The 12,181-nt window shown below is 33.1% G+C and carries 13 protein-coding genes; 11 read left to right on the top strand and 2 right to left on the bottom strand.

Going from position 1 to position 12,181, the window contains the following annotated elements:
• The first annotated feature begins 88 nt into the window (after positions 1–88).
• Complete coding sequence (locus tag OD803_RS08730; protein ID WP_262733149.1) at positions 89–1,030, top strand: NAD-dependent epimerase/dehydratase family protein; 942 nt, start codon at positions 89–91, stop codon at positions 1,028–1,030.
• Here OD803_RS08730 and meaB read toward each other — a convergent pair.
• Positions 1,025–2,101 carry a methylmalonyl Co-A mutase-associated GTPase MeaB gene (gene meaB / locus OD803_RS08725; RefSeq protein ID WP_131508206.1) on the bottom strand — a complete coding sequence of 359 codons (1,077 nt, stop codon included), beginning with the start codon at positions 2,099–2,101 and terminating at the stop codon, positions 1,025–1,027. The two genes, OD803_RS08730 and meaB, sit on opposite strands and share 6 nt — an antisense overlap.
• Positions 2,102–2,118: 17 nt before the next feature.
• Positions 2,119–2,694 carry a DUF2911 domain-containing protein gene (locus tag OD803_RS08720; protein ID WP_129761382.1) on the bottom strand — a complete coding sequence of 192 codons (576 nt, stop codon included), beginning with the start codon at positions 2,692–2,694 and terminating at the stop codon, positions 2,119–2,121.
• Positions 2,695–2,881: 187 nt separating this feature from the next.
• Here OD803_RS08720 and OD803_RS08715 point away from each other — a divergent pair, with 187 nt between their 5' ends.
• The 10 genes from OD803_RS08715 to OD803_RS08670 all read left to right on the top strand — a co-directional run bounded on the left by OD803_RS08715 (position 2,882) and on the right by OD803_RS08670 (position 12,160).
• The gene (locus OD803_RS08715; RefSeq protein ID WP_262733148.1) at positions 2,882–3,433 is read left to right on the top strand and encodes an RNA polymerase sigma factor; all 552 of its coding nucleotides are present in this window, start codon (positions 2,882–2,884) and stop codon (positions 3,431–3,433) included.
• On the top strand, positions 3,414–3,986 hold the full coding sequence (locus OD803_RS08710) for a hypothetical protein (RefSeq protein WP_262733147.1): 573 nt from the start codon (positions 3,414–3,416) through the stop codon (positions 3,984–3,986). The genes OD803_RS08715 and OD803_RS08710 overlap by 20 nt, the downstream gene beginning before the upstream one ends.
• A gap of 18 nt (positions 3,987–4,004) precedes the next feature.
• The gene (locus OD803_RS08705; protein WP_262733146.1) at positions 4,005–5,585 is read left to right on the top strand and encodes a hypothetical protein; all 1,581 of its coding nucleotides are present in this window, start codon (positions 4,005–4,007) and stop codon (positions 5,583–5,585) included.
• Between the two features lie 89 nt (positions 5,586–5,674).
• Complete coding sequence (locus OD803_RS08700; protein ID WP_262733145.1) at positions 5,675–6,367, top strand: peptidoglycan DD-metalloendopeptidase family protein; 693 nt, start codon at positions 5,675–5,677, stop codon at positions 6,365–6,367.
• 245 nt (positions 6,368–6,612) lie between these two features.
• Positions 6,613–7,725 (top strand): site-specific integrase, encoded by a 1,113-nt coding sequence (locus OD803_RS08695; RefSeq protein WP_111126203.1) that lies wholly within the window; start codon positions 6,613–6,615, stop codon positions 7,723–7,725.
• Positions 7,718–8,722, top strand: coding sequence for a DUF6617 family protein (locus tag OD803_RS08690; RefSeq protein ID WP_111126202.1), 1,005 nt, complete (start codon positions 7,718–7,720; stop codon positions 8,720–8,722). Before OD803_RS08695 ends, OD803_RS08690 begins: the two co-directional genes overlap by 8 nt.
• Positions 8,723–8,933: 211 nt before the next feature.
• Positions 8,934–9,230, top strand: coding sequence for a helix-turn-helix domain-containing protein (locus OD803_RS08685; protein WP_093026613.1), 297 nt, complete (start codon positions 8,934–8,936; stop codon positions 9,228–9,230).
• Between the two features lie 2 nt (positions 9,231–9,232).
• Positions 9,233–9,529, top strand: a complete 297-nt coding sequence (locus OD803_RS08680; protein WP_072349425.1) for a helix-turn-helix domain-containing protein — start codon at positions 9,233–9,235, stop codon at positions 9,527–9,529.
• A complete protein-coding gene (locus OD803_RS08675) occupies positions 9,516–10,424 on the top strand; it encodes a BT4734/BF3469 family protein (RefSeq protein WP_262733144.1) in 909 nt (302 codons plus the stop codon). Before OD803_RS08680 ends, OD803_RS08675 begins: the two co-directional genes overlap by 14 nt.
• Positions 10,421–12,160: a DUF3987 domain-containing protein gene (locus OD803_RS08670; RefSeq protein WP_262733143.1), complete on the top strand. Its 1,740-nt coding sequence runs from the start codon at positions 10,421–10,423 to the stop codon at positions 12,158–12,160. Before OD803_RS08675 ends, OD803_RS08670 begins: the two co-directional genes overlap by 4 nt.
• Positions 12,161–12,181: the final 21 nt, after the last annotated feature.

Genomic DNA, 12,181 nt, shown 5'->3' with positions numbered 1-12,181 from the left:
GTTGCTACAAAAGTATTGTTTTTTAACTAAACTGAAATTATTCTTTTTAATGGAATAATTGTTAATTTGCAATCTCTAAACTAATAAAATGAAAATACTTGTTACAGGAGCTGTCGGTTTTATTGGCTCTCACACAGCTGAAAGACTTAAAGCTTTAGGGCATGATGTTTTAGGAATTGATAATTTTAATGATTATTACAGTCTGGAATTAAAGCAATTAAATGCAGATGCTTTAACCCAAAAAGGCATTTCAATCTTGAAAAAAGATTTAAGAGATTCTGACCTTGCTGAAGTGTTACCTAAAGACATCGACTATATTTTTCACTATGCTGCTCAACCAGGTATTTCATCAACTTCTACGTTTGAGGACTATTTTAGCAATAATATAATAGCAACTAAAAATTTAATGGATTACGCTTTACAGTGTAGCAATCTTAAATTATTTGTAAATATTGGAACCTCTTCAATTTATGGTTTAGAAGCGACTTTCCCTGAAAGTATTGCGCCAAAACCAGCATCTCACTATGGTGTTACTAAATTAGCTGCTGAGCAGTTAGTGCTTCAAAAAAGTAGAGAAAAGCAATTAAAATCATGCTCATTAAGGTTGTATTCTGTTATTGGTCCAAGAGAGCGTCCTGAAAAAATGTACACAAAACTCATAGATTTAGGGTTGAAGGACGAGGCGTTTCCGTTGTATGAAGGCAGCGATAAACACCTTAGAAGTTTTACTTACGTAGGCGACATTGTAGATGGTGTAGTGAGTGTAATTGGTAATGAAGATAAGGTCAATGGTGAAATCATTAATCTAGGAACTGAAGTAGAGCACACCACTCAAGAAGGTATTGAAGCTGTTGAAGCTGTTTTAGGAAAGTCTATAAAAATTAATGTTATCCCTAAGCGTCCTGGAGACCAATTGCGTACTAAAGCAAATATCGATAAAGCAAGAAAGCTGTTGAACTACAATCCGCAAACTACATTGTTAGAAGCTGTAAAAGCTCAAGTAGAATGGTTTAAAGCCAATTTTTCATAAACTCAATATATATTCTGCAGCAGCAAATGGAGTGGTTTTACCATTTTCTATAAGTTCAAGCTGAGATTTGAGTGCTTCTTTTATTTTTGAATCTCCAAAGAAATCAGATTTTAAACGGTCTTCAATAGTTTGTAGTAGCCAAAACTTATTTTGTTCGTTTCTATGATGTTCAAAATAATTGTTCTTTTGGGTTGCTTCAACATAGTCATTTATAATATCCCAAATAGCGTCAATACCTTCTTGTTGTAAAGCACTACATAGTGTAACTTTAGGTTGCCAACCAGAATCTTTAGCAGGATATAAATGCAATGCTCTATTAAATTCTACTTTGGCAAGTTTAGCAGCTTTTAGGTTGTCTCCATCTGCTTTATTGATAACAATAGTATCTGCCATTTCAATAATACCACGTTTAATGCCTTGAAGTTCGTCACCAGCTCCTGCAAGTTTTAACAGTAGAAAAAAGTCGACCATACTATGAACAGCAGTTTCACTTTGACCAACACCAACCGTTTCAATAATAATGGTGTCAAAACCTGCTGCTTCACATAAAATAATGGTTTCTCTGGTTTTTCTGGCAACACCACCTAACGAGGAGCCAGAAGGAGAAGGTCGTATAAAAGCATTTGGGTCTTTTACCAAATCTTCCATTCGAGTTTTGTCTCCCAAAATGCTGCCTTTGGTTAAGCTACTACTTGGGTCAACTGCCAAAACAGCTACTTTTTTACCATTTGTTGTGAGTTGCGAACCAAAAGCTTCAATAAACGTGCTTTTACCAACTCCAGGAACTCCTGTGATACCTATTCTTACTGATTTGTTGGCATAAGGTAAACAGTGTTTTATAATAGTATTGGCTTTTTCTAAATGTAAAGGGTTAGAACTCTCTACCAAAGTTATGGCTCTGCTTAAATATGTAATGTCACCTTTTATAATACCTTGAGCCAATGCTTCGGCAGAAGGTTGATGACGTCTTCGCTTTTTTATGGTTTCAATAGAATCCTTATTTGTAATTTCAGACTCTGAAACTCCTTTCTTTTCGTGTAAAGCAGACGATGATTTAGTGTTTTTAGCCAAGTTATAATGTCTTACCTTTATTCAATTGAATCTTTGATTACAGTTAAAGGTACGGCAATTTTTGTTTTATCCCAAGCCATTGTAAGGTGAAGGTCACCTGTAGTATTATCAAAACCAATGGTAAATTGTTCAACAGTAGTATTGAGCTCTTCAGTAGGAACTTCAATTTCAAGTATATCGTGTTGAGGTTCTCTCATTGGCTTCATTTGCTCATCAACTCCCCAAGGATATAGTTTTTTATTAAAAATGACTTGCCAAGAGCTGTCTTTTGGTACTGTCCAAAGCGTATAGATGCCTTTAGGTATAGCAATTCCTTTTACATATAGCGATTTGTTGGTTTCAAAAGTTGTCGCTTCATTGGCTCCTGTTCGCCATACTTGGTTATAAGGTACAAGTCCGCCAAAAATTTCCCTTCCTTTTTTTGAAGGTCTATTGTAAAACACTTCAACTTGTAAATCGTTGAGTTTGTATTCTACATTATCTTTTGGACTCAAGCGTTTAGAAAAAATATTTTCAACAAAATAAGAGTATAAAAATAGTCCTACAGCGACTAAAGTTAAAACAATAAGGATTCGTTTTAAAAACGTGTTCATACCTAAAAATTCGAATTTTAAAATTAAGTGCTAAAGATATATCAAAAACACCTAAACATTATCTATTTAACGTTCATTTATAATAATTTGGTATCATTTTAAAAAAAAGAGGTAAATTTTGCAACACTGTATGTTTTGTATCGTCTTTATAGAGAACTAAACCAATAACCAAAAGATCAACTAACGCATGTTTCAAGTTGAAATTATTGAAAAATGCAAGCAAAATAATCGTGCTGCACAACTACAAATTTACAATCAGTATTGTGATGGTATGTATGCTGTGGCAATGCGATTTGTAAAGGATTCTATGGAAGCTGAAGATATCGTTCAGGAATCCTTTATAAAAGCTTTTGCTAAACTGCACCAATACAAAGCAGAGGTTACTTTTGGAGCTTGGTTAAAACGTATTGTTATCAATAAAAGTATCGATTTACTTAAATCCAAAAAGCAACATTTGTTGCAATTGGAAGAGGTGCACCTAAAAGTAGTTGATGATAATGATGACAACTGGTTTGTTGAAGATACAATAACACTAGAAGAAGTAAAAGAAGCTATAAAAAAGCTACCAGAAAAGTATAAATACGTAGTTATGCTGTATTTGGTTGAAGGGTATGACCACCAGGAAATATCTGAAATTTTAAGCATTAGCGAAGTCGCTTCTCGAACGCAACTGTCTAGAGGAAAAGTAAAATTAAAAGAACTGTTAACACTTACAAGTAATGGCACAACAAGATATTAGAGAACTCTTTAAAGACGAACCAAAGGTTTCCAATCAAAAAATGCCTAAAGGACATGAAGCCCGTTTTTTAAAGAAGCTAGATAACGCACAACCGCAAAAAACAATCAAAAAACGTTTCAGTATAATGCAAATAGCGGCAAGTGTTGTTATTCTTATTGGGATGGGTTTTGGAGCATATAAATTTTACAATGTGCCTCCAATTGAGCCTTCAAACGGTAAGGAAGAAGTGGTATCTAATTTAAAGTCGCTTGGTGATATTTCACCCGATTTAAAAAAGGTTGAAGACTACTATCTGGCTAATATTAACTTAGAATTATCCAATGTAAAGCTCACTTCAGAAAATAAAGAATTGTTTGATAGCTACGTGCTACGTCTTGAAGAACTCAATAAAGAGTACGATAGACTTTCGGTTGAATTAACCGAAAATGGACCAAACGAGCTTACTGTAAGTGCCTTAATAGATAACTTAAAATTAAGACTTAATTTATTGTATCGCTTAAAAGAACAATTAAAAGATTTAAACGACTCAGAAATGAGTCAGGATAATGCTTAAAGCAATAAAAACGAACAAATGAAAACAATACAATTAATGTTGTTTATGTTGTGTGCTACCATTAGTGTTACTGCACAGCAACAGTTAAATAAAATATCTCAATCTATAAAAGTAGATAAAGACGTTACCATAGATTTAAACACAAGCTATGTGCAAATTGAAATCGATACATGGAATAAAGATCTTGTTGAGGTTGAAGCATATATAGAAAGCGATAAACTTTCAAAGGAAGAGCTTAAAAAAGCGCTTGAAAACTGGAATATAAGCGTTGAAGGTTCAGGAAAAAATGTAAGTATAAGCTCTAAAGGAAGCCGAAATGTATGGGGAAACTTTAACATGGAAGGGTTTGAATTTGAGTTTGACAACAATTTCGAATTTGACGCCTTACGAGAGCTTGAATTTGAATTGGCTGAGTTACCTGAAATGCCAGAGTTACCCGAAATACCTGAGCTACCTGAAATGCCAGAAATGGAATTGCCAAAACTTCCTAAGCTTCCAAAATTACCTGAATTACCAAAAGGGATTCATTCAGTACATTTTGATACCGAAGCCTACAAAAAAGATGGTGAAAAATACCTTGAAAAATGGAGTAAAGAGTATGAAGAAAAGTACGGAAAAGAGTACAAGGATAAAATGAAAGCTTGGGCAAAAGAATTTTCTAAAGTTGATTTTGATAACTACGAAAAGGAAATGCAAAAATGGGGAGAAGAGTATGGTAAGCAGTTTGGTGAAGATTATGAAGTGAAACTAAAAGAGTGGAGCAAGAAGTTTGACAAACAATGGGGAAAAGAGTATGCTAAACGTATGGAAGAATGGGAAGCAAAACACGGTAAGCAAATGGAAGAACGCGCTAAACAAATGGAAGAGCGTAGTGCAGAAATTGCAAAACGTTTTGAAGAGCGCCAAAAAGCACAAGCCGAAAGACAAGCTCATTTAGCTGAACGTCTTGAAGAGCGTATGGAACGCAACGAAAAGCGTCGTGCTGAACTGTCTAGAACACTTGAGGCAAGAAGTGGTAAAGTAAAAAAGACCATTAAAATAAAAATGCCTAAAGATGCTAAACTAAACCTAAATGTAAGACATGGTGAGTTGAAGTTTACTTCGGTTATTAAAAACTTAAGAGCAGATATTTCACACTCTACATTAGTAGCAAATCACATTGATGGAAGCGAGACTTCCATCAATGTATCTTATTCACCTGTGTTAATTGACACTTGGAGTCAAGGTGAGTTAAAACTAAATTATGTGGATAAAGCACATGTAAAGCAAGTAAACAGAATTGTATTAAATTCTAACTCATCAAACATTAGTCTCGACAATTTAAATGGCAATGCAATTATTGATGGTAGCTTTGGAGATTTAACCATTTCAAAAATCAATGACTCGTTTAATAATATCAATTTGGTGTTAGAAAATAGTGACGCACTTATAAGTTTGCCAAAAACAGCATTCAATTTGCAGTATAAAGGCGATCGTACACGTTTTACTCATCCAGAAAAACAAGATGCTAAAAACACGTCGTCGTTTTCTACTAACAGCCCAAATAGTAATAAAACAATTGTGGTTAATGCTAAATTTAGCCATGTTATAATGCAATAATCAAGCTTTCTTAATGAACAGAAATCTTACAGTTGAATAAAGGCCATACGTTTCAAAAAAGTGTATTTTTATAGAAATATTTTTTTGAAATGCCCTCAAACACATTCCACGATTTTTTAGAACGCATTAGTACAAAACCACTTCGAGTACTAGATGCTTCAATTTCAAATTCACAGTACATTCCTTTAGATCTTTCTAAACACAATACCTTACTGCAATCGGTTGATGTATCTTCATCTTCAAAGCTTGAAGCATTTGTAAATGCGCATATAAGCAAGCATAATGGGTTGGTTGCCTTTGGCGGTTATAACGAAACACGAAACATTTACCAACGTAGTACTCATTTTAACGAACAAAATCCACTAACCGAACGTAACATTCATTTAGGAATTGACCTTTGGATTGCTGCTGGTACAGAAATTCTTTCACCTTTAGATGGAGTAGTACATAGTTTTAAAAACAACACCAATTTTGGAGACTATGGACCAACCATTATTTTAAAACATCTCATCGATGGAGTGATTTTTTACACCTTATATGGACATTTAAGTACTGCGTCAATTGAACAGTTAAGTGTAGGACAACAGTTTAAACAAGGAGAACAATTAGCAACTCTTGGTGATGCTACTGTAAATGGCGATTATCCACCACACTTGCATTTTCAAATTATAAAAGATATTGGTGGGTATGTAGGTGATTATCCTGGAGTAAGCTCAAAACAAGATCTAGACTATTATTTAAGTAATTGCCCAAACCCAAATGTGTTGTTGAAACTGGAGTAATTTTTTGAAGGGTTCGTTTAACGGTCTAGGCTAAGATTTCGTTGCGTGAAAATCCGCGAGCAATTTCCAATAGGAAATTCATTATCTTTCCTTTGTTTGTTATCTGCCTATTAATCATTGGTTTATATAATATTTCACGTTCTTTTTTGTTGCCAAACTACCCTTTTTTGCTTATATTTGTTGCCGTATTGTTGCCCATATAACACTCTTAAAACGCATAGTATAACACAGTAAATATAAGGAAAATGAAAGTTACTTTACGCCAACGTAGAAAAGGGAAACGAATTAGTTTATATCTTGATTATTACGAAAACGGAAATCGTAAGTACGAGTACTTGAAATTATATTTAACGCCAGAACCCGACAAAGGGTCCTTAACTAAAGCGCAGAAATTAGAAAACAAGAAAATCTTACAACTTGCTGAAAGCATCAGAGCCAAAAGACATTTAGAGGTACAGAATAATATTTATGGTTTTGAAAATAAAGAAAAGAAACAAGGCAATTTTTTCGTGTATTTAGAACAATGGATTGAAAGACGTTCAGAAAGTAAAGGTAATTTAGGTGTATGGAATAGTACTCTAAAACATTTAAAAGATTATCATCCTACGGGAATTTCTTTTGAAAGAATAGATGAAGAGTGGGTAGAAGGTTTTAAAGAGTATTTAGACAAAAAAGCACTTTCCAGAAGTAAAAGACCATTAAGCCAAAACACAAAATCAGCATATTTTAAAAAGCTTTTAGCTGTATTACGACAAGCTGTTAAAGAAAAAGTAATTCAATACAATCCTGCTATTTCAGTTGAAAATTTTAAAGAAGAAGATACACATATGGAATTTTTAACTTTAGAAGAAGTTAGAAAGCTTTTTAATACAGATAGCAGACATCCACAATTAAAAAATGCTTTTCTATTTTCCTGCCTTACAGGTTTACGTTGGTCAGATATTACAAAACTTCAATGGTCTGAAATCCAATATTCAGAAACCTATGGAAATTTTATTAGATTTAAGCAAAAGAAAACTAAAGGAGCTGAAACCTTACCAATTTCCGAACAAGCATTTGAATTGTTAGGAGAAAAAGGCGAATCGACTAAAAAAGTTTTCGAGAATATTAATAACGTTCAGAGAAATTATGACCTACTAAAAGAATGGGTTGGTGATGCAGAAATTAAGAAGAATATCACGTTCCATTGTGCGCGACATTCATTTGCAACATTACAACTGACTTTGGGTACTGATATATATACAGTATCAAAAATGTTAGGTCATAAGAATTTGAAAACAACTCAAATTTACGCTAAAGTAATTGATGACAAAAAGAAACAAGCAGCTTACAGAATAAACCTTAACCCAAATGGCTAAAGACTTATTTATCGACTTACTGTATGTGGAAAAGGTTACTGATGATAAAAGAACCGAAAACCAATTTAAAGAGCTTTTAAAAGGCTTTAAAAAGCAATACCTCAATACAACGCCTAAATATGAAATCGACTTCAAAAAGGCGTATTCTAACAAGCGTAAATACTATTTAAAATTAATAGAAAACGAGTACATCAAAAATTTTAATCAAATTAATGATGCACTTGATGCAAACTCAACAGCTGATCACTTGTCTTTTCTATATGATAATGCTCACCGTAAATTTTTAAATTATTTAACCCAGATTAAAAATTACATTTCAGATAATGTTATTGTTGAAAGTTTGTCTTTAAAGCCAATTCAAAATGATAAATCTGATGAAGCCTATATCATTTCATTTTTAAAAGCAAATGCGATGATGCTTTTTATGGAACTTCAAGAACGATTTTCAGAATTAAGTGATGCTGAAATTTATACAATAGAAGAACTGCACGAAGTATTTTTTAATGAAGAACCACCTCAAGAGTTAATTGTAAAATCCTATTCCGGTGCAGAAATAAAAACGGTCAGGAAACAAGTAAAACAAAGTTCAATTTTCAACGCTATACAAGGTGATTTTAGAAAGGAAAACAATGATGTCTTATCCTATAACGCACTTATTAATAAGATTAAACAAAGAGAATTTGCAAAATTAGAGGAGCTATTAAATGAAAAAGGCATTATAGATGATGAATATAACTTCATAAAGGATAGAGGTAATAAAATATTACTTGCAGCTTTTATGGTTAAGTTAACAGAAACTAAATATTTTAATGAAAGAATATTTTTTGACAGTAAACCATCTAAAAAAATAGAGCCTAAACACATTTATAAATTCTTTGCTTATCGGTATGGACCAAGTAGTAATGCAGGTAAAGAATACCGTAGATTTTTAGGTACTGAAAAAAGAGCCTATCAAAAATTAGTTGAAGCCAATTTTTGGCTTGACCAAATCAAATAAAACTTCACTTTTTAAAAGTGGTATTTTCTCTACTTAATACCAAATAGATAATACCAAAAACGGTGTAAATCATTGTTTTACAATGGTTTAATAATACCATTTTTTCTCTTTTCTGTTATACCAAACACCTTTTTCAATATTTGTTATGTCCTTGACAATCAAGGATGACTTTTGCGCAGAAGTCCATTTTTTAATTAAAATTTATAATAAGATGGACGTTAAAATAATTGAACGTTTAGAACGCATCGAAAAGTTGTTAGTAGAACAACAAACGTTGCAAAAGCAAGTATTGAATTTCAATGAAACTTGTCAGTATTTAGAACTATCACAATCGCACTTGTATAAACTTACAAGTACGGGAGCCATTCCACACTATAAACCGAATGGTAAAAAAATCTATTTCCAACGTCAGGAATTAGACCAATGGTTATTGCGTAACCGTATGGATTCCCAAGACGAAATCGAGCAACAGGCAGCTAATTACTTAATCAAAAAAGGAAGGATTTAGTTATGACTGAAATCATCGATTTACTCTTGGCACTCTCACAAGAGATTAAGGACTTAAAGGCACGTATCGAATTAATAAGAGCTACGAGAGCAGAACGCTTAAAAGATACGTGGATTGACAATCAGGACGTAATGCAAACGCTACATATTAGCCAACGGACATTGCAAACATTCCGTTCAAATGGTACGATTCCATATAGCAAGATACAAGGTAAATTTTATTACAAAGTATCTGATATAGAGGAACTATTACAAAGCAATTATTATAACCCAAATTTTAAATGCGATGGAAATAAGTAAAGAAAGCATCTTAAAGAAAACGCATTACGGGTTAAATATTTATGCTTATGTATTAAGGCAGTATTATCCTAAATCAACAGTCCTTTCCTTAAAAGGAAGGGACTGCGGGATAACCCGAAATCCTTTTAATGGTGGTAAATCAACATTACAAATTAATGTTGTTGAAAATAAGGCAATGCATTACGACATAGAATTAACCGATTTTAAAGGTGATGTATTCGATTTTGCATCCTATCATTTTAAAATCATTAATGAAGAAGAATTGTTACTAAAAATCAATGAGGTACTGCATCTAAATTTTGAAGTTAAAAAAGAAGATGAATTATCCTGGTTAGATGCACCTGATGATACTTGGTATGCTTACAGCAGTTTTTATAGAGCACCAATTAGAAATGTGTTTCCAACAGAAAAAGTAAGATTACATCAAATATTTGAGCGTATTACAAGCGATAAGTATAAAAGTATCACAGAGCAATTTAGAGCGATTAAAGACCCTAAAGAAGCACGGAAATTTAAAGCAAATCATTTTGATTATGTAACATTTTCAGGTGTGTTTTCTAAACGTAATGATGATAGCTTAATTGAGCATTCATCATTACTAACAATCGATTTTGACCATTTGCAGAATCTTGAAGAACTAAAACAACAATTATTGAACGATGAATATTTTGAAACCGAATTGTTGTTTACATCACCTTCAGGGGAAGGCTTAAAATGGATAATTAGAATCGATGTTTCCAAAGTGCCACACAACGAATATTTTATTGCGGTGGCCAATTACATAAAGCATACATATAACATAGAGGTTGACCAATCGGGTAAAGACATTTCCAGAGCGTGTTTTTTATCCCACGATCCATTGGCATACCTACATAAAAGACATCAAAAGATATGACAAAGATATTCAACCCGAAAGATTGGTTAGCTGTTCCAGAGCAAAAAGAAGTACCTAAAAAACCAATCAACAACTACCCAACAACGATTGTTGCAAATGATATAGAAACATATATCAACGCTTTAGAACAATCAGGTATAGATATTACAGATACTTATGAAAAGTGGCGTGATATTGGTTTTGCTATTTCAGAAGAATACGGAGAAGCTGGACGTGATTACTACCATAGAATTAGCAGAAATTATTCAGGTTACGACCATAAAGAATGTGACGAACAATATAACAAGTGTTTACAAGCAAAAGGGCACGGTATAAGCATAGCAACCTTATACCACCATTTGCATCAAGTAGGTATTAAACCTAAACAGCAACAACAAATTGTTGAAGTATTGCAACAGCCAGAGGAAGTAAAACAACCGTTGCCAACAATACCTACAACAGTTTACAACAACATACCAACATTTTTGCAACAAGTGGTACAACCATCAAGCAGTAATGAAGAACGTGATATTTTGTTGTTGGGTGCATTAACAGCATTTAGCGCTTGTTTCCCAAAATTGTTCGGTGTGTACGACCAACGTAAAGTGTTTAGTAACTTGTATTTATTTGTTACAGCACCAGCTTCAGCAGGTAAAGGAAGATTAAACCAAATTAAAAATTTGGTAAATCCTGTTCACAAACAAAAACGCGAACAATCCAAAACCCTAAAACAACAACATCAGGTTGAAATGGCTACTTATAATATGAATAAGGGCAAAAGTGAAACTATGGAAAAACCGAGTAAACCACCTGAAAGAATGTTGTTTATTCCGGCTAACAATAGTGTAACAGGTGTTTATCAATTAATATCTGACAATGAAGGTAGAGGGTTAATTTTTGAAACAGAAGGAGATACATTGGCACAAGCCTTTAAAAGTGATTACGGTAATTATTCCGATGGTTTCCGTAAAGCTTTCCACCACGAAACCATTAGTTACTATCGTAGAACCGATAAAGAATATGTAGATATTGAAAGACCTTGTTTGTCAACGGTACTATCTGGTACACCAAAACAAATTCAAGCATTGGTTCCAAGTGCTGAAAATGGGTTGTTTAGTCGATTTATGTTTTATTATATGAATATCAAACCTACTTGGAAAAACGTTTTTCAAACCGATACAACCAATGGTTTAGATGAATATTACGACCAGTTAGGAAATGAATTTTTTGGGTTATACAAAACCCTAAAAAACAATCCTGATATTGAAGTAAGGCTAACAACAGAGCAACAACAAAAGTTTAATGTGTTTTTTGAGAAGCTTCAAACAAAATACCTCAATCTTCAACCCGATGACTATATAGCAACAGTTAGACGTTTGGGGTTAATAGCATTTAGAATTATAATGTTGTTTTCTGTATTTCGCATTATGGAAGATGGTGATGTAAACCAAGTAAGATATTGTGAGGATATAGATTTCGAAAATACATTGGAAATGATAAGCGTATTAGTAAAGCACAGTAGTAAGGTGTTTAACGATTTACCTATCGAACAAAAAGAAGTAAAAAGAGCCAATCGTAAAGAACGTTTTTTAGAAGCACTACCTTATCAATTTTCAAGACAAGATTACCTAAATATAGCCGACAAAAACAAGATTCCTCATAAAACAGCAGAAGGCTATATTACTAAATTTGTTGATGCTAGTCTAATACATAGGGAAGCACATAACAATTATACAAATCCCACAAAAGCACAATAAGGATTTTGAGGATTTTAAGGA

The organism is Gaetbulibacter sp. NE (genome assembly GCF_025548475.1).
GTDB classification, from domain to species: Bacteria; Bacteroidota; Bacteroidia; order Flavobacteriales; family Flavobacteriaceae; genus Gaetbulibacter_B; species Gaetbulibacter_B jejuensis.
Note: the sequence above shows the minus strand (reverse complement) of the source record. Positions and strands in the feature narration are given on the sequence as shown.